Annotated in this window: 15 protein-coding genes; 3 read left to right on the top strand and 12 right to left on the bottom strand. The window is 74.1% G+C overall.

Annotated features, from left to right (window positions below):
* Positions 1 to 51: 51 nt before the first annotated feature.
* Positions 52 to 894, bottom strand: a complete 843-nt coding sequence (locus ACFVHV_RS31345; protein ID WP_380355521.1) for an SDR family NAD(P)-dependent oxidoreductase — start codon at positions 892 to 894, stop codon at positions 52 to 54.
* 153 nt (positions 895 to 1,047) lie between these two features.
* Between ACFVHV_RS31345 and ACFVHV_RS31340 the strand changes: the two genes are divergently transcribed.
* Positions 1,048 to 1,710: an NADPH-dependent F420 reductase gene (locus ACFVHV_RS31340; protein ID WP_380355519.1), complete on the top strand. Its 663-nt coding sequence runs from the start codon at positions 1,048 to 1,050 to the stop codon at positions 1,708 to 1,710.
* A 33-nt stretch (positions 1,711 to 1,743) separates the two neighbouring features.
* Here the strand turns inward: ACFVHV_RS31340 and galK are convergent, their stop codons facing one another.
* Both galK and galT read right to left on the bottom strand, forming a co-directional pair.
* On the bottom strand, positions 1,744 to 2,871 hold the full coding sequence (gene galK / locus ACFVHV_RS31335; RefSeq protein ID WP_359898810.1) for a galactokinase: 1,128 nt from the start codon (positions 2,869 to 2,871) through the stop codon (positions 1,744 to 1,746).
* Positions 2,868 to 3,974: a galactose-1-phosphate uridylyltransferase gene (galT, locus tag ACFVHV_RS31330; protein ID WP_380355516.1), complete on the bottom strand. Its 1,107-nt coding sequence runs from the start codon at positions 3,972 to 3,974 to the stop codon at positions 2,868 to 2,870. The genes galK and galT overlap by 4 nt, the downstream gene beginning before the upstream one ends.
* A gap of 114 nt (positions 3,975 to 4,088) precedes the next feature.
* Here galT and ACFVHV_RS31325 point away from each other — a divergent pair, with 114 nt between their 5' ends.
* Positions 4,089 to 4,916 (top strand): DeoR/GlpR family DNA-binding transcription regulator, encoded by an 828-nt coding sequence (locus ACFVHV_RS31325; protein ID WP_359898814.1) that lies wholly within the window; start codon positions 4,089 to 4,091, stop codon positions 4,914 to 4,916.
* Here ACFVHV_RS31325 and ACFVHV_RS31320 read toward each other — a convergent pair.
* The 5 genes from ACFVHV_RS31320 to ACFVHV_RS31300 form a co-directional block, all read right to left on the bottom strand.
* Positions 4,913 to 6,079 (bottom strand): LacI family DNA-binding transcriptional regulator, encoded by a 1,167-nt coding sequence (locus tag ACFVHV_RS31320; protein WP_380355513.1) that lies wholly within the window; start codon positions 6,077 to 6,079, stop codon positions 4,913 to 4,915. The genes ACFVHV_RS31325 and ACFVHV_RS31320 overlap by 4 nt on opposite strands.
* Positions 6,080 to 6,215: 136 nt before the next feature.
* Positions 6,216 to 8,021 (bottom strand): glycoside hydrolase family 36 protein, encoded by a 1,806-nt coding sequence (locus tag ACFVHV_RS31315; RefSeq protein ID WP_380355510.1) that lies wholly within the window; start codon positions 8,019 to 8,021, stop codon positions 6,216 to 6,218.
* Between the two features lie 2 nt (positions 8,022 to 8,023).
* Entirely contained in the window at positions 8,024 to 8,974 is a 951-nt protein-coding gene (locus ACFVHV_RS31310; RefSeq protein ID WP_380355507.1) for a carbohydrate ABC transporter permease, read from the bottom strand.
* The gene (locus ACFVHV_RS31305; protein WP_359898821.1) at positions 8,971 to 9,885 is read right to left on the bottom strand and encodes a sugar ABC transporter permease; all 915 of its coding nucleotides are present in this window, start codon (positions 9,883 to 9,885) and stop codon (positions 8,971 to 8,973) included. Before ACFVHV_RS31305 ends, ACFVHV_RS31310 begins: the two co-directional genes overlap by 4 nt.
* Entirely contained in the window at positions 9,882 to 11,228 is a 1,347-nt protein-coding gene (locus tag ACFVHV_RS31300) for an extracellular solute-binding protein (protein ID WP_359898823.1), read from the bottom strand. The genes ACFVHV_RS31305 and ACFVHV_RS31300 overlap by 4 nt, the downstream gene beginning before the upstream one ends.
* A gap of 402 nt (positions 11,229 to 11,630) precedes the next feature.
* Between ACFVHV_RS31300 and ACFVHV_RS31295 the strand changes: the two genes are divergently transcribed.
* Entirely contained in the window at positions 11,631 to 12,245 is a 615-nt protein-coding gene (locus ACFVHV_RS31295) for a hypothetical protein (RefSeq protein ID WP_380355503.1), read from the top strand.
* Positions 12,246 to 12,316: 71 nt separating this feature from the next.
* Here the strand turns inward: ACFVHV_RS31295 and ACFVHV_RS31290 are convergent, their stop codons facing one another.
* From ACFVHV_RS31290 to lysA, 4 genes are all read right to left on the bottom strand, one after another.
* Positions 12,317 to 13,543 carry a radical SAM protein gene (locus ACFVHV_RS31290; RefSeq protein ID WP_380355500.1) on the bottom strand — a complete coding sequence of 409 codons (1,227 nt, stop codon included), beginning with the start codon at positions 13,541 to 13,543 and terminating at the stop codon, positions 12,317 to 12,319.
* Between the two features lie 20 nt (positions 13,544 to 13,563).
* Positions 13,564 to 14,298, bottom strand: coding sequence for a hypothetical protein (locus tag ACFVHV_RS31285; protein ID WP_359898829.1), 735 nt, complete (start codon positions 14,296 to 14,298; stop codon positions 13,564 to 13,566).
* A gap of 205 nt (positions 14,299 to 14,503) precedes the next feature.
* The gene (locus tag ACFVHV_RS31280; protein ID WP_380355497.1) at positions 14,504 to 15,328 is read right to left on the bottom strand and encodes a DUF2785 domain-containing protein; all 825 of its coding nucleotides are present in this window, start codon (positions 15,326 to 15,328) and stop codon (positions 14,504 to 14,506) included.
* A 118-nt stretch (positions 15,329 to 15,446) separates the two neighbouring features.
* Positions 15,447 to 16,817: a diaminopimelate decarboxylase gene (lysA, locus tag ACFVHV_RS31275; protein ID WP_380355494.1), complete on the bottom strand. Its 1,371-nt coding sequence runs from the start codon at positions 16,815 to 16,817 to the stop codon at positions 15,447 to 15,449.
* Between the last annotated feature and the right edge of the window lie 49 nt (positions 16,818 to 16,866).

The following is a 16,866-nucleotide window of genomic DNA, read 5'->3' as shown; positions in this document are numbered from 1 at the left end:
GGCGCCGCGCGCGGCCCCCCCCCGCGCCCCCCCACCCCGGGGCCGGGGCGGTCAGCCGGTCAGGGACGGGAAGGCCGGGACGAGCCCGCCGTCGATCACGATGTCCTGCCCGGTGATGTACGAGGAGCGGTCGGAGAGCAGGAAGGCGACCGTCTGCGCGACGTCCTCGGCGGTGCCCAGGCGGCCGAGCGGGACGTGGCCGCGGACCGCCTCGTGGTCGGCCGGGTCCGGGAGGGCCGCGTGGAACATCTCGGTGACGATGTAGCCGGGGCTGACCGAGTTGACCCGGATGCCGCGGCCGGCCAGTTCGCTGCCGAGGGTGCGGGCGAGGCTGAGGACGGCGGCCTTGGTGGCGGCGTAGACGGCGGCGCCGGGCAGGCCGCGGTGCGGGGTCCAGGAGGCGTTGAGGACGACGGATCCGCCGCCGGCGGCGTCCAGCAGCGGCAGGGCGTGCTGGACGGTGAGGAACACGCCCTTGAGGTTGACGGCGACGATCCGGTCGAACTCGGCCTCCGTCACCTCGTCCACCGGCTGGAAGCCGGCCACGCCGGCGTTGGCGAAGACCCCGTCGAGCCGGCCGTACCGCTCCCGCACGGTGTCGGCCAGCCGGGCGAGGTCGGCCGCCACGGAGGCGTCGGCGCGGACGGTGAGCAGCCGGTCGCCGGCGTCGAGGCGCGCCGCGGCGCGGGCGAGCCGCGCGTCGTCGCGGCCGGTGACGACGACCCGGGCACCGGTGGCGAGGAGGTGACGGGCGGTGGCGAGGCCCATGCCGCTGGTGCCGCCGGTGACGAGGACCGTGGCGTCGCCGGGGACGGTGGCGTCGGGGGTGGCGGCGGCGTCGCCGGGGACGGTGGCGCCGGAAGGAGCGGTGGCGTCGGAGGAAGTGTGGCTCATGCCGTTCACCTTCGCGACCGGTGCCGGGACGGCACCAGGCCCGCCTCGACCGTGGGTCCCGGAAAACCACCCTGCAAACCGGGAATCGGCGCGATCACCGGACGGTTGGGCCAGGGCGACGGTCCAATACGGCACTCGCGAAGAGGGACTTCCATGAAGATCGGCATCATCGGCGCGGGCAACATCGGCGGCAACCTGACGCGACGGCTGACGTCGCTGGGGCACGAGGTATCGGTGGCCAACTCCCGTGGCCCGGAGACGCTCAAGGCACTGGTCGAGGAGACCGGCGCGACGGCGGTGACGGTCTCCGAGGCCGCCCGGGACGCGCAGGTCGTGGTGGTGACGGTGCCGCTGAAGCGCGTGCCGGACCTGCCCGCCGGGCTGCTGGACGGCGCCGCCGAGGGCGTCGCGGTGATCGACACCGGCAACTACTACCCGAAGGAGCGCGACGGCCGGATCGACGCGATCGAGGACGGCGGGCTCACCGAGAGCCGGTGGACGGAGCAGCACCTCGGGCACCGGGTGGTGAAGGTGTTCAACGGCACCTACGCCCAGGACCTGCTGGAGCGCCCGCGCCCGGCCGGGGACCCGGAGCGGATCGCCGTGCCGGTCGCGTCGGACGACGAGGCGGCCAAGCGGGTGGTGCGGGAGCTGGTCGACGCGTTGGGCTTCGACACCGTGGACGCGGGCGGGATCGACGAGTCCTGGCGCCAGCAGCCGGCCACCCCGGTGTACGGGCTGCGGGCCGGGGTCGAGGCGGTCACCCGGGCGCTCGCGGAGGCCTCCCGGGAGCGCCCGGCCGCCCACCGGGCGTAGGGCCTGTCCCGAGCCCCCGCCCGGCGGAGCGGTTCAGCGGAGCCGGCGCGCCCCCTCCGCCGGGACGGCGGTGAGGGTGCGCGGCTCGGCGTACCCGGCTTCGCGGAAGGCGGCGGTGACCTCGGCGGCGACGCGCTCGGCGGTGTCCGCGTCCACCAGGGCGATGACCGAGCCGCCGAAGCCGCCGCCGGTCATCCGCGCGCCGTGGGCGCCGGCGGCCAGGGCCGCGTCGACGGCGAGGTCGGTCTCCGGGCAGGAGACCCGGTAGTCGTCGCGCAGCGAGGCGTGCCCGGCGGTGAGGATCGGGCCGAGCGCGGCGGGGTCGCCGGCGTCCAGACGGGCGACGGCGGCCTCCACCCGGGCGTTCTCGGTGACCACGTGGCGCACCAGGGGAACCAGGTCCTCGGGGAGCCGGGCGAGCGCTTCGGCCAGTCCGGACTGCTGGAGCGAGCGGAGCGCGGGCAGCCCGAGCAGGGCGGCGGCGCGTTCGCAGCCGGCCCGCAGCGCGGCGTAGGCGCCGTCGCCGAGGTCGTGCTTCACCCGGGTGTCCAGGACGAGCAGGGCGAGGCCCGCGCCCGCGAGGTCGACGGGCACCTGGCGCATCGTCAGATCACGGCTGTCGAGGAACAGGGCGGCCCCGGGGCGGCAGCACATCGAGGCCATCTGGTCCATGATTCCGCAGGGCACGCCGACGAAGGCGTTCTCGGCCCGCTGCGCCAGCACCGCCAGCTCCGGGCCCGCCAGGCCCAGCCCGTACAGGTCGTTGCAGACGGCGGCGACGACGCACTCCAGGGCGGCGGAGGAGGAGAGCCCGGCGCCGCCGGGCACGTCGCTGTCCAGCCGGAGGTCGGCCCCGCCGACCCGGTGCCCGGCCTCGCGCAGCGCCCACACCACCCCGGCCGGGTAGCCGGCCCAGCCGGGCACCGAGCCGGGGGCGAGGTCGTCCACCTTCAGCGTCACGAGGGCGCCGCCCTGGGCGGACCAGAGCCGCAGCAGTCCGTCCTCCCGCCGGGCGGCCTGGGCGCGGACGGTCCGCGGCAGGGCGATGGGGAGGACGAACCCGAGGTTGTAGTCGGTGTGTTCGCCGATCAGGTTGACCCGGCCGGGGGCGGCCCACTCCCCCTCGGAGGGGCGGCCGTACAGCTGCTCGAAGGTGTTCATGCGGCGACCTCCCGCAGCCGGCGGGCCGCGTCCTCGGGGGTGACGTCGTTGACGAAGGCGTCCATGCCGGATTCCACCCCGGCCAGGTACTTGAGCTTGTCGGCGGCGCGCCGGATGGTGAACAGCTCCAGGTGCAGGGCGAGTTCGTCCCGCTGTCCGGCCGGGGCCTGGTGCCAGGCGGAGATGTACGGGGTGCGGCCGGTGCCGAAGAGCCGGTCGAAGCGGCGCAGCAACTCCAGGTAGAGGGCGGGGAATTCGTCCCGCTGCTCGGCGTCCAGCGCGGTCAGGTCGGGCACCCGGCGGTGCGGGTGGAGGTGGACCTCGTACGGCCAGCGGGCGGCGAAGGGGACGAAGGCCGTCCAGTGCGTCCCGGCGAGCACGATGCGGTCGCCGTGGGCGCGTTCGGCGGCGAGCAGGTCCTCGAAGAGGTTGCGGCCGGTGGCGGCGCGGTGTTCGGCGGCGCGGGTGGCCATCCGGGCGGTGCGCGGGGCGGTGAAGGGCAGGGCGTAGACCTGGCCGTGCGGGTGGGCGAGGGTGACGCCGATCTCGGCGCCCCGGTTCTCGAAGCAGTAGACCTGCCGCACGCCGGGCAGGGCGGAGAGTTCGGCGGTGCGGTCGGTCCAGGCGTCCAGGACGAGCCGGGCGCGCTCGGGGGTGAGGTCGGCGAAGGAGGCCTCGTGGTCGGCGGTGAAGCAGACCACCTCGCAGCGCCCGGCGCCGGGGCCGCTGGTCCACAGGCCCCCGGCCGCCCGGACGGGCTCCGCGGGCGGGCCGGCCAGCGAGGGGAAGCGGTTCTCGAAGACGGCCACCTGGTAGTCCTCGGCCGGGATCTCGCTGAGCCGCCCGTCCCGGGACGGGCAGAGCGGGCACTCCTCGGCCGGCGGCCGGTAGGTGCGCGCCTGGCGGTGGGCCGCGATGGTGACCCAGTCGCCGGTGGCCGGGTCCAGCCGGACCTCGGAACCGGGGGTCTGCGGGTCGAGCGGCCGTTCGTCCACCGCACTCCGGGGGGCGGCGGTGCCGCCGTCGTAGTAGATCAGCTGCCGACCGTCCGCGAGGGTGGTCACTGTCCTGACGGTGGGCTGGGTCAGGGACGTACCGGGCATGGCCCTTCTTCCTCCGAGTGAAGCCATTGGACATGGGTAAATCAACAGAAAGCTACAATCTCAAACATTATCCACCATGAGCACGTGGCCGAAGTGCTCGAAGGAGGCCTCCCGATGGCTGACAGCGCCCAACCGCTCGCCGGACAGCGCCGCGTGCTGATCCTGGAGCAGATCCGCGAGCGCGGCGGGGTCCGGGTCACCGAGCTGGTCCGCGACCTCGGGGTCTCCGACATGACGGTCCGGCGCGACCTGGACGCGCTGGCGCGCCGGGGCCTGGTCCACAAGGTGCACGGCGGCGCCGTCCGGGTCGAGGCGCCGGCCACCGGCGAGCCCGGGTTCGAGACCAAGGCGCACTGGGAGCTGCCCGCCAAGGAGGCGATCGCCCGGGCCGCCGCCGCGCTCGTCCCGCCTGGTTCGGCGGTCGGGCTGGCCGGCGGGACGACCACCTTCGCGGTCGCCCGGCACCTGCGCGCGGTCGAGGGCCTGACCGTGGTGACCAACTCGCTGCGGATCGCCGAGCTGCTGGAACAGCCCGCCGAGGACGGCACGCCGGCCACCGCCACGGTGATCCGCACCGGCGGCGTGCGGACCCCCTCGGACGCGCTGGTCGGGCCGGTGGCCGACCGGGCGATCCGCTCCCTGCACGTCAACCTGCTGATCCTGGGCTGCCACGGGCTCTCCCCCGAGGCCGGGCTGACCACCCCGAACCTCGCCGAGGCGGAGACCAACCGCGCCTTCCTCCGGTCGGCCCGCCGGGTGGTCGTGGTCGCGGACCACACCAAGTGGAACGCGGTCGGCCTGGCCACCTTCGCCGACCTGGACCAGCTGGACGTCCTGGTCACCGACGACGCCCTGCCCGCCGAGCAGCGGGCGGCCGCCGCGGGCATGGTCGGCGAGCTGATCGTGGCGGCGACGGCGGACCGCACGAACCGGCCCGGCTAGCCCGACCGGTCCGGCCGCCCCGGCTCACCCGACCGCCCCGGCTCGCCGAACCAGCCCGACCAGCCGGGTCGCTGCGTCCCGCCGGAGCGGCCCGAACTCCCCCGCACCACCAGCTCGGTGGGCAGCTCCAGCCCCTCGCCCGGCGCCGCCCGCCCGCGCACCTGGTCCAGCAGCCGGCCGACCAGCGCCGTGGCGATCGCCCGCAGCGGCAGCCGGACCGAGGTCAGCCCGGGATGGAGGTGCCGGCAGAGCGGCGTGTCGTGGAACCCGGTGACCGCCACCCCGCCGGGCCCGATCACCAGCCCCTCCGCCCGGACCGCCTCGTACACGTCCAGTGCCAGCAGGTCGCTGCCGGCCGCGACGGCGGTCGGCCGGTCGGGCCCGCGCAGCAGCGCCCGTACGGAGGCCGTCACGGAGCCCCCGGCCGCTCCCCCGGCCCCGTCACCGGCTCCGTCAACGGCCCCGGCCCTCGCCGTGCCCGTCGCCACCGCGGACAGGCCGAGCCGGTCGGCCTCGGCGAGGAACCCGGCCCGCCGCGCCGCCATCCAGGGCAGCTCCTCGGCGGCCCCGAGGTAGCCGATCCGGCGGTGGCCGAGCGCCGCGAGGTGCCGCACCACCTCGGCCATCGCCGCCTCGTTGCCGATGTCCACCCAGTGCTGCGGCTGCCCGGGCCCGGTCCGTCCGAAGCTGACGAACGGGACGCCGAGCCGGGCCGCATGGGCGATCCGGACGTCCTCGTGCAGCACGTCGGCCAGCACCAGTCCGTCCACCTGGCGGGCCGCCACCAGTTCGTCGATCGCCGCCGCCGGGTCGGCCGCGCCCTGCCCCGGCCGGAACAGCAGCACCCGCTGCCCGGCCGCCCCGGCCGCGTCGACCAGGGCCTCCAGGAAGCCGGCCATCAGCGGGTTCGGGTCGAGCGGGTCGTCCACCGGGGCGAGGTAGCCGATGGTGCGGCGGGCACCGCTGCGCAGCGAGCGGGCCGACTGGTCGGGCTGGTAGCCGAGTTCGCGGATCGCCGCGTTCACCCGCTCCAGGGTCTCCGGGCGGACCCGCTGCGGCGCGTTCAGCGTGTTGGAGACGGTCTGCCGGGAGACCCCGGCCGCCCGGGCGACCTCCTCGATCGTGGCGGCGCCACGGCGCGGCCGGTGCGGTCCCTCGGGCATGCGGTCCTCCAGGGGTGGTCGGGGCTCGGGACGACGGGGCCGGCGCCGGTCCGCCGCCCCGAGCGGGTCGGGCCCTGCGCGGGACCGGGCCCGACGCGGGGTCAGGGCCCGGCGCAGGGGCAGGCCCGACGCGAGGTCAGGCCCGGCGCAGGGTCAGCAGTCCGCCGCGCGGCACCACGATCGCGTCCGCCCGGTCCAGCTCGACCTCGCCCTGCCGGACGATACGCCCCCGGGCGTCCTGCACCGTCACCGCCACCTGCCCGCGGCCGCCGGTGAGCCGGACGTCCGGGTCGGCGTCGGCGTTGGCGACCAGCAGGGTGCGCCAGTCCCCGCCGGAGACGTCCACCGGCAGTGCGGCGTAGCGGGCCACCGCCACGGTGTCGGCGCCGCGCGCGGTGACCATCGGGTAGCCGAGGTCCGGGCGGGCCGGGAGCAGTTCGCCGAGCTGGAGGGTGGCGGTGTGCTCGCGGAAGACGCCGAGCCAGAAGGCGATGGTCTCGCGCTGGGCCTCGCTCTGCGCGGCGAGGTCGACGGAGATCTGCGGCACCGAGAACAGCACGTTGATCAGGTGGCAGGCGACCTGCTCCGGCGGCTCGCCCTGGTGCCACATCAGCATGTCGGCGTGGACGGGGACGGGCCCGGCCGCGAGCCGCACGTCGACGGTCCGCTGCCGGTTCTCCTGCGGGCTGAGCGGGCAGTCGGTGGCGCGGATCATGGTCGCGTACGGCCACAGGCCGGGGCTGACGTACGGCTGGCGGTGCTCGATCATCGCCTCCGGGTCGGCGGCGGTGATCCGGCCGCGGATCCCGGCGAGCAGCCGCTCCACGCCCTCGTCGACGGTCGCGCAGTCCGCGCCGGGGCGGGCCGGCGGGGCGTCGGCGCTCTCGGCGGCGCGGGCGAACCAGTCGACGAAGTCCACCTTGAGGCCGTCCATGCCCCACTCCTCGACGGCCCGGGCGAGCCGGTCGGTGAGGAAGGCCCGGACCTCGGGGTGGCGCGGGTCGGCGACGATCGCGCCCATGTGGGCGGCGTCGGCCAGCGCGAGGTGGCCGATCTCCCGGTACGCGGCGCTGTCCTTGCCGATGAACGGCAGCGCGTACCAGAGCATGTAGCGCACGCCGAGGTCGTGCACCCGCCGCACGTGGGCGGCGGTGTCGGGCAGCGAGACCGGCTCCCAGTCGCCGCAGTGGGCGTAGCCGCGGGTGCGGTCGGCGGTCATCCAGCCGTCGTCCACGATGATCACGTCCAGGCCCAGCTCCTTGCCGAGCGCGGCCTGGGTCTCGACGCCCTTGGGGGTGATGTCCTGGTGCATCGAGTACCAGGTGGAGTACGCGGGGCGGCGGGCGGCGTCCGGGATGTCGGCCGTGCGGCCCTCGCCCCACCAGGCTGCGAGGTCGGCCAGGGCGCGCCCGAAGTGCCGGCGGGAGGTGTCGATCCGGACGGTGAGCCGGTCGGTGGCCTGGGCCCAGAACCGGAACTCGCCGGTCTCCTCGACCACTCCGGCCCCGGTCAGCACGTCCGGACGCCCGGCGGCGAAGGCGCACAGGGCGACGTCCCCGGTGCCGACCAGTGCGGCGATCGGCGCGCCGTTGGCCAGCGAGGTGCGGCGCGGGGCGCTCCAGGCGGCGGGCAGCCGGCCGGTGCCGCGCGGCTCGGGGGTCCACAGGGCGGTGGCGTCCACGCAGGGCACGCGCCACTCGATCCGCACCTCGCCCGCGCCCTCGGCGGTCACCTCCACCACCCCGTCGGCGATGCCCCGGGCCGTGCCGGTGCCGCTCACCCGCAGGTCCAGCCCGTCGGCGTACAGCCGGCGCAGGCCGCCGGCGGCGGTGGGGGCGTGCGGCTCCCAGACGTCGTCGGTGCCGGTCGTCGTCCCGCCCGTGCTCCCGCTCGGGCTCCCGGTCGTGCTCTCGTTCCTGTTCTCGGTCGTGCTCTCGGTCATGGTCAGCCCTTCGTGGCGCCGGCCAGCAGGCCGGAGATGAACTGCCGCTGGAGGACCAGGAAGAGGACCATCATCGGCAGGGTGGACAGCGCGGTGCCGGAGAGGATCGCGCCGTAGTCGGTGTTGGACTTGTTGCCGTGCAGCGTCGCCAGGGCGACCGGCAGGGTGTGCATCTCGGGGCTGCGAAGGGCGATCAGCGGCCAGACGAACTGGTTCCAGGACCCCAGGAAGAGGAAGATCGACAGCGCCGCCAGCACCGGCCGCATGACCGGCACCACCACGCTGAACAGCACCCGGATCTCGCCCGCGCCGTCGACCCGGGCGGCGTCCAGGAGTTCGTCCGGCAGGCTGCTCAGCGACTGCCGCATCAGGAAGATGGCGAACGGCACGCACAGGCCGGGCAGGATCAGCGCCTGGTAGGTGTCCAGCAGGCCGAAGTTCGTCATCATCTTGAACAGCGGTACCAGCGTGACCTGTTCGGGCACCACGAGGGTGGACAGCAGCAGTGCGAACAGCAGGGTGCGGCCGCGGAAGCGGAACTTGGCGAAGGCGTAGCCCGCGAGCAGCGCCACGACGAGGGCGCCCAGCGTCTGGACCCCCGCCACCAGCACGGAGTTCCCGATCACCCGGAGCAGGCCGATCTTCTGCTGGAGGTGGCTCAGGTTCTCGCCGAGGCTCCCGCCGGGCAGCAGCTTGGGCGGCCAGTCGAAGACCTCGGTGTCCTTGCGGGTGGCGGAGACCACCAGCCAGTAGAAGGGGGCGATCGACAGCCCGGTGATGCCGGCCAGGAAGAAGGTGAGCGGCCAGCCGCGCAGCTTCTTGAGGGGGTTCGCCCTCCTGGGGTTCGCGCCCCCGGGCGCAGCGCTCCGGGGTGTCGCGCCCTCGGGCGTCGTGCTCCCGGGCGTCGTGGTCCCGGGCGTCGTGGTCTGGGGGGTGGTGGTCTTGGAGGTCACTTGTCGCGCTCTCCCATCAGGCGCATCTGGAGGGCGCCGAGCACCGACACGATCAGGGTGAGCGCGTAGGCGATGGCGGAGGCGTAGCCGAAGTCGAAGTACCGGAAGCCGTTCTGGTACAGGTACATGGAGACGGTCAGGGTGGCGTTGTCCGGCCCGCCGCCGGTCAGCACGTACGGCTCGTCGAAGAGCTGGAGCGTGCCGATGGTCGAGAGCACGACCGTGAACAGCAGCACCGGACGCAGCGCGGGGACGGTGATCGAGGTGAAGCGGCGGATCGGACCGGCGCCGTCGACCATCGCGGCCTCGTACAACTCCTTCGGGATGGACTGGAGTCCGGCGAGGTAGATGACGGCGTTGTAGCCGGTGTAGTGCCAGGTGAGCACCACCACGACGGCCATCCGGGCCCAGACCGGCTGGCCCAGCCAGTCGACGGAGGGCAGGCCGACGGCGTTCAGCACCCAGTTGACCGCGCCGTCGTCGGACTTGAGCAGGTAGGCGAACATCACGCCGGTGGCGACCAGGCCGGTGACCGAGGGCATGAAGACGCCGAGTCGCCACACCGTGCGCCAGCGCACCACCGCGGAGTTGATGCCGACGGCCATCAGCAGGGCCAGTCCGAGCATCAGCGGGACCTGGACGACGAGGATCTCGCCGGTGTTGCGCAGGGCCGTCCAGAACAGCGGATCGTCCAGCAGCCGCTGGTAGTTGGCGATGCCGGCGCTGCGGGTGGCGGCGCCGGCGCCGGTGGTGAAGGAGAGCCACAGCGACTCGATGATCGGGTAGGCCTTGAACACGCCGAAGGTGAGCAGGGCCGGGGCGAGCAGCAGGTACGGCAGGGCGGTGCGCCGCCGGCGGCTCGGCCGGGCCTTCCCGGCGAGGGCGGCGGAGGTCGGGCTGGCGGCACTCATGCGATACCGCGCCCCGTCTGCTGGGCGAGCTGCTTGGCGGCGTCCTGGAGGACGGCGGCCGGGTCGGCGCCCTTGAGGAGGACCTTGGTCTGGGCGTCGCTGACGAGCTTGAGGGCGCGGGCGTAGTCGCCGGAGTAGTTGGTGGGGTCGCCGCCCTCGATGGCGAGGTCGGTGAAGGTCTTGAGCACCGCCTGGCCCCCGTAGAAGGCGCTGGGCGCGGCGTACATCGGGTCGGCGTAGGCCTCGGTGAGGGCCGGGAAGACGCCGCCCGCGTTGAACATCGTGTTGACCGAGGCCGTGCGGGTGAGCGCGTACTCGACGAACTTCCAGGCGGCGCGGCGGCGCGGGCTGGAGGCGGCGACGGCCAGGTGGGTGGAGTTGACCAGCGCGGTGCGCTTGCCGCCGGGGGTGACCGCCGGGGGCTTGGTGAGGCGCCAGTTGCCGCTCTGGTCGGGGAACTTCTTCTCCAGGTAGTGCGCGACCCAGGTGGGCATCGCGGCCACCGCGAGCTTGCCGCTCTTCATCACCGGCTGCCAGCTCTGGACGCCGGGGGTGTCACCGATCAGCCCGGCCTCGTCCAGCCGCTTGATGATGGTCAGGGCCCGCACGGCCGGCTCCGAGGCGACGGTGATCTTGCCCTGGAGGTCGAAGTAGAAGGCGCCCTGGAGCTGCATCAGGCCCTGAAGGAAGTCCAGGTCGGGGGTGGGGTTGGCGGCCCGGTTGACGCCGATCAGCGCGATGCCGGGGTTGGCGGCCTTGAAGCGGTCGGCGACGGCGAGCAGGTCGTCCCAGGTGGCGAAGGTCTCGGGGTCGATGCCCGCCTTGTCGAAGTAGTCCTTGCGGTAGAAGAAGCCCAGCGCGTTGACCTCCCAGGGCAGCGCGTAGGCGTGGCCGTCCTTGCCGGTGACGACCGGCCACAGGCCCTTGGCGAACTTGTCCTTGTGGGCGTCGGCGCCGAGCGCGGAGAGGTCGGCCAGGCCGCCGGGGAACTTCTCCTGGTAGCCGGGCAGGTAGTCACAGCCGATGTGGAGGACGTCGCCGAGGCCCTGGCCGCCGGCCGCCAGACCGACGGTGATCTTGTCCCAGATGGCGGGCTCGCCGATGTCCTGGACGTCGACCTTGATCCCCGGGTTGTCCTTCTCGAAGGCCGGGACGATGCCGCGCAGGGCGTCGGCGGCGGTGGCCCAGGACCAGACGGTGATCGTGCCGGTGTCGGCGTCCCCGCCGGCGGCGCCTCCCGAGCCGGAGCCGCCGCCGCAGGCCGCGAGGGTGCCGCCGGCGGCGACGGCCAGCAGGCCGGCTCCGGAGGCGCGGAGAAGGTCGCGACGAGAAAGGTGTGACATTGCATTCCTCTCGGTGGGGTGGCGCCGGAAGGCTGTGATGCGCAGGGGGTGGTGGGTGTGACAGGTGCGACGGGGGTCGCTCGGGTCCGTTTGAACGTTCAAACACACAAAACAGACCAGAACCAAACAGGTTCGAACGAGCGGACACAGCAAACGCCCGCCCTCCCCGTGCCGTCAAGCCCTGGAGAGGGGAACGGCGGGCTCCGCAACCGTTCCGTTATCAGCGGGTGACTCGACCCGGCGGGAGGGGTCCGGGTCGCTTTCCGGCCAGGTTTGTCATGTATTCGTCCAGTCTCGACCGGCCCCACCGTCCGTCCGACTAGGGTCGGTCCAGCTCCGCGGCACGGCGTCGTACGGCCATCGCGCGGCGCTTCGCGGACCCGTCGATTGGACTGGTGAGAAGTGAACATCAAGTATCGCCACGTGCTCGGTCGTTCATGGACGGCGGCAGTCCGGGGCCGGCTCGCCGCCGCGGTGGGGGTGGTCACCCTGCTGGTGGCCGTCCTCACCGGCACGGCCGCCGGCACGGCCGGTGCGGCACCGGCGGCGGCACCGGTCGCCGCCGCCCAGGCCTCCCCCGGGTGGGTCTGTCCCGGCACGCCCGTACCGGACGGCTACGTGATCACCCAGCGCCAGCCGAGCGGGTGCAACAAGGCCGGCGCCTGGTACATCCAGCCCGTGCAGAACGGCATCTGGACCTGCGCCACCTCTCCGATTCCCCCCGGCTACGTGATCACCCTCCACAACGCCACCGGCTGCAGCGGCATCGACTACTGGTACCTGGAGCTGCCCCGCGACGGCCAGTACACCTGCGCGGGTTCGCCGATCCCGCCCGGCTACGTGCTCACCGGCCACATGAACTCCGGCTGCGGCAACATCGGCTCGTGGTACCAGCAACTGGCCCGCGTCGGCGAGTACATGTGCCCCTACCAGCCCGTTCCGGCTGGCTTCCGCGCGGGCACCTACAACGCGAGCATGTGCAGCGGCCTCGGGGGCTGGTACCTGCTCGCCGCCTGATCCGACCGCCGCCGGCGGGCACCGCGCAGCGCCCGGTGCCCGCCGGCGAGGGGTCAGGTCCGGTCCGCCGCCTACGGGGCGCCTCCGTCGGCGCCGGGGAAGCGCGTTCCCGGGGTGACCGGGATCCCGCGGGACATGGCCTCGAAGTCCAGGATCGGGTGGGTCAGGATCTCCTCGACCTCGTCGGTCAGGAGGTTGCCCAGGATGAACTCCTCCTCCGCGCCCGACCCGAAGGTGACGACCTGCCCGCTCGACTGGATCATCCAGTTCAGCAGCTCCCGCTCGCTGCTCTCCGCGAGGTGGATCTCCCGGCCGGGGTGGTCGCGCCGGATCCCGTCCACGACCGCGCGGACGTCCTCGACCGCCACCCCGAGCCTGCGGACCGTGGCCGGCGACGCCCGCCGGCCCCACCACTGGAAGATCACCCACTGGGCGACCGAAGGGTGGGACATGATCTCGGCGGCGAGCTCCGGCAGTTGGTGGAGGTTCTCGGCACTCGCCACGGTGTGCACCCGCACCCGGTCGAAGCCCTCGGCGTCGCACAGGGCGAGGGATTCCAGCAGCGCCCGGAGGAGGTCGGCGTCCGGGCTGCGGCGGAACGCCCGCTGCACGTCCGCGGTGACGGCGTCCAGCGGCAGCCGCAGCGAGGACAGGCCGCGGAGGCGGTCGAGCTTCTCGGCGGTGAGCGTGTATCCGGTGGTGTCGAGGCCGACCTTGAGGCCGGCGGCGATCGCGTGGTCGACCACGTCGAAGATCGGCGGCCACAGCAGCGGGTCGCCGCCCGCCAGCACCAGGTCGGTGGTCCCGTGCGCGGCCAGCTTCGCGATGATCCGGTCCGCCTGGGGGAGGTCGATCTGCTCCGCGGCGAACGGGTTGTAGCAGCCCTGGCAGGACATCGGACAGCGGTTGTTGATCGACCAGTTGACCCGCCGGACGCCACGTCCGGTGCGCGGCTGGTCGGCCCGGCTCCGGATCCCCGCCACCAGGTGGGCCAGCCGCCGGCTCTGCGGGAGGACGGCTCCGGCGAGCAGCTCCTCGGCCCGTTCGACGGCGGCCGCGGTGGCGTTGTTCTGGAGCAGCAGGAACGCCAGGCGCCAGCGCATGGTCTCGTCCGCCGGGTCCCGGCCCAGGGCCAGTTCGACCCGCTCGGTCAGGGCGCCGAGGTAGCCCGGGTTGAAGTTGGCGGGCTCCAGGCGCCGTTGGAAGTCGTCGGCTATCGACCCGCGTTCCAAGGACCTGTCGTAGCCGGCCCGCAAGGGGTGCGGGGGCAGGATCTCCACGTGCTGCCGGGTGGACATGGGGTGCTCTCCGGTGGTGGTCAGTTCGGGGCGGACGGCAGCAGGACGACCATCGAGTCGGCGGACGACAGGCCCATGCTCTCGACGAAGACCGCGTCGCGGACGAGCTGCGCGACGGCGGGGTGGGTGGGGGTGGCGAGGTAGCGCGCGGTGGATTCGAGCGGGGTGACGCCGCGCTCGGCGATCAGGGCGCGCAGGGCGTGCGGGAGGTCGTCGAGGCCGTCGCGCACCCCCTTGAGGTCGAACCGGTCGGCCAGCCGCGTCGCGGCCCTGCGGGCCTTGGCGAGGTTGGTCGTCGGGTCCACGGCCGTCGCCTTCGCCAGGTAGTAGGGGACGGGCTGCATCATCCAGGCCAGTGCCCCGTGCGGGTCGCCGTCGTCGCGGCCCGGCAGGTCGAAGCCCTCCGGCCCGAGTGCGAGGCCGTCGCAGAACCACTCGGGCCTCATGCTGATCCGGTAGTGGGCGTGGCCGGCCAGCCGGAACGCCGGGAGCCTGGCGATGACGGACGTCGTCTCGATCCGGAAGGTGTCGGAGATCCGCCGCATCCTCCGTCCCACCACGTCGCGGACTTCCGGCACGTCCGCGTCCTCGGCCACGACGTGTACCAGGTCGAGGTTGGAGACGACGTCTCCGCTCGGCCCGGTGCGGTGGTCGCCGCGGGCGAGGGAACCGGTCGCCGCCACCGACATGTCGGTGACGTCGGCGAACTCGCGGGCCAACTCCTGGAACAACAGGGGGACGTCTTCGGGTCTCACGTGGCTCCTCGGGTGTCGGCGGCGGCGGCGAAGGAGCGATCCTTCACCCTCTCTTCCAAGTCCTTTTACATCGTGGAGAGTTCGTATTCAGTCGCGCAGCCTAACAGCGGCCCGCCACAAATGGTCGAGTTCGCATCAATTACCTCATGCGTCAGGGATGACAAACCGACAGAAGCGGTCCTGTTCAGTCACATTGGGGGACGCGTCAGGCGCCCTCGGACCGGGTGGGGATCCCGTCCCCGGCCTGTCGGAGCGGCAGGCGCAGCACCTCGGCCACCCGGGCCTTGACCACCTCGCCGTGGGCGAGCGGGACGGGGCGGCCGCCGCGCTCCGCGCAGACCCCGAGGTCCGCCAGCAGGTACAGGGCCCGCAGGGTGCGGACGGCGTTGGAGGCCCAGACCGGCATCGGCCCGTACTCGTACGGGGCGAGGGCCTCGGCGATCGGTGCCAGCCAGGCGGTCGACCGCTCCGGCGTCAGGTCGGGGCGGGTGAGGACGAGGGCCACCGCCTTGGCGAGCCGGTCGTCCTCCCGCTCCGCGAACAGGTACTCCGTCGGGGCGAGCAGGCGCTCGGCGGCGAGCCCGAGCAGCGGTCCGGGGTCGACCTCGGGCCGCAGGCCGAAGGCCCCCAGCAGGTCCGCGCCGTGCGCCACCGCGTGCAGCCAGCCGAGCGTGTCGTCACGGCCCCGCAGGTCGGCCTCCGCGCGGTACCAGGCGGCGAACGCGTCGAGCCACCCGGGCCCGGCACCGCCCCGGTTCACGATCATCCTCAGGACGAGCGGGGCGAAGGTCCGCGCCTCGATCCGCGGATCGGTGAAGCGCTCCGCCATCAGGTCACCGAGCGCCAGACACCGCTCGCGGTCGATCACCCCGCTCCGTATCCAGGCGTCCAGCACCGCGTACGGGTAACCGTCCCTGATCTCGGGGTCCGGGCTCCCCAGAGCCTCCGCCAGCTCCGCGGTCAGGTCGTCCAGCCCGCGCCCCGGGGGGAGTGCACAGTCGTTCTCGTGGATCTCGCGCCAGTTCGTCACGGGGCGGGACCCTATCAACGGCGGACAGGGCCTCCCACCTGCTTTTTCCGCGCGGGAAGTCGGCCCGGCCGACTTTCCGCGCCACCGCCGTCCGCCGTCAGCCGTCAGCCGTCAGCCGTCAGCGGCCGACCTCGCGCAGGCGGAAGTCCTCGACCGTCTCCCGCCGGATCAGCAGCCGCGCCCGGCCGTCCTTCACCGCCACCACGGCCGGGCGGCCGACCAGGTTGTAGCCGGACGCCATCGACAGCTGGTACGCACCGGCCGCCGGCATCGCCAGCAGGTCGCCCGGGCGCAGGTCGGCGGGCAGCGCCGCGTCCCGCACCAGCACGTCCCCGGCCTCGCAGTGACGGCCCACCACGTCCACCCTCGCCTCCCCCGCCTCCGAACGGCGGCCGACCAGCCGCACCGCGTACGGCGATCCGTACAGCGCCGGGCGCGGGTTGTCGCTCATGCCGCCGTCCACCGCGACGAAGCAGCGGCCGTCGGCCGAGTGCTTGACCGACAGCACCCGGTACACGGCCACCGCGGCCGGACCGGCCACGGCGCGACCGGGTTCGACGATCAGCCGGGGCACCTCCAGCCCGGCCTCCGCGCAGCGCACCGCCAGCCGGTCGGTCACCCGCACCGCGAACCCGGCGAGGTCCAGCGCCTCGTCCCCCGCCAGGTAGCGGATGCCGTGGCCGCCGCCGAGGTCCAGCTCCGGCAGTTCCACGCCGTGCCGCTCCCGCACCTCGGCGAGCAGCCGCACCAGCGCGTCCACCGCGAGCAGGTACGGCTCGACCGAGGTGATCTGCGAGCCCAGGTGGCAGTGCAGTCCCGCCAGTTCGAGGCCCGGCTGGTCGAGCACCCGGGCGACGGCGTCCGCCGCGTCACCGCCCTCGATCGGGAAACCGAACTTCTGCCCGCCGACCCCGGTGCGCACCGCCGCGTGGTGCCCGGCGGCGATCCCGGGAACCACCCGGACCAGCACCTTCTGCGGTGTGTCCGCCGCCACCAGCGCGGCCAGCCGGGCGATCTCCGCCGGGCCGTCGATCACGATCCGCCCGACCCGCAGCCGCCGCGCCAGCCGCAGCTCCTCCGGGGACTTGGCGTTGCCGTGCAGCAGGATCCGCTGCGCCGGGAAGCCGGCCGAGACGGCCAGCCAGAGCTCGCCCGACGAGCAGACGTCCAGCCCCAGCCCCTCCTGCTCCACCCAGTCGGCCATCGCGCTGCACAGGAAGGCCTTGGCCGCGTACAGCACCTCGGCGTGCGGCAGCGCCCGCCGGTAGGCCCGGGCCCGGCCCCGGACCTCGGCCTCGTCCAGCACGTACAGCGGGGTGCCGAACCGCTCGGCGGCCTCCGCCAGTCCCACACCGCCGACCAGCACCTCGCCTCCCCGGCCGGGCCGCGCCGAGGCGGGCCAGGGGCCGCCGAGCGCATCGGCGGAGGTGGTGACGGACGCGGGGGCGGGGGCGGGGGCGGTGACGGGCCGGGCGACGAGCTGGGTCATGGCGGCTACTCCTGTGGGCGGGCGCGTGGGCGACGGGGTGCTCCGGCGG

Origin of the sequence: Kitasatospora sp. NPDC127116, assembly GCF_042677365.1 — a bacterium.
Taxonomy (GTDB): Bacteria; Actinomycetota; Actinomycetes; order Streptomycetales; family Streptomycetaceae; genus Kitasatospora; species Kitasatospora lactacystinica.
This window is presented reverse-complemented; position numbering and strand designations above follow the sequence as displayed.

Excerpts from the sequence above, each read along its gene's own strand:
- ACFVHV_RS31305 (WP_359898821.1), bottom strand. The coding sequence starts at position 9,885 with ATGAGTGCCGCCAGCCCGACCTCCGCCGCCCTCGCCGGGAAGGCCCGG.
- galK (WP_359898810.1), bottom strand. The coding sequence starts at position 2,871 with ATGAACACCTTCGAGCAGCTGTACGGCCGCCCCTCCGAGGGGGAGTGG.
- ACFVHV_RS31345 (WP_380355521.1), bottom strand. The coding sequence starts at position 894 with ATGAGCCACACTTCCTCCGACGCCACCGCTCCTTCCGGCGCCACCGTC.
- ACFVHV_RS31315 (WP_380355510.1), bottom strand. The coding sequence starts at position 8,021 with ATGACCGAGAGCACGACCGAGAACAGGAACGAGAGCACGACCGGGAGC.
- ACFVHV_RS31340 (WP_380355519.1), top strand. The coding sequence starts at position 1,048 with ATGAAGATCGGCATCATCGGCGCGGGCAACATCGGCGGCAACCTGACG.
- ACFVHV_RS31325 (WP_359898814.1), top strand. The coding sequence starts at position 4,089 with ATGGCTGACAGCGCCCAACCGCTCGCCGGACAGCGCCGCGTGCTGATC.
- galT (WP_380355516.1), bottom strand. The coding sequence starts at position 3,974 with ATGCCCGGTACGTCCCTGACCCAGCCCACCGTCAGGACAGTGACCACC.
- lysA (WP_380355494.1), bottom strand. The coding sequence starts at position 16,817 with ATGACCCAGCTCGTCGCCCGGCCCGTCACCGCCCCCGCCCCCGCCCCC.
- ACFVHV_RS31300 (WP_359898823.1), bottom strand. The coding sequence starts at position 11,228 with ATGTCACACCTTTCTCGTCGCGACCTTCTCCGCGCCTCCGGAGCCGGC.
- ACFVHV_RS31290 (WP_380355500.1), bottom strand. The coding sequence starts at position 13,543 with ATGTCCACCCGGCAGCACGTGGAGATCCTGCCCCCGCACCCCTTGCGG.
- ACFVHV_RS31320 (WP_380355513.1), bottom strand. The coding sequence starts at position 6,079 with ATGCCCGAGGGACCGCACCGGCCGCGCCGTGGCGCCGCCACGATCGAG.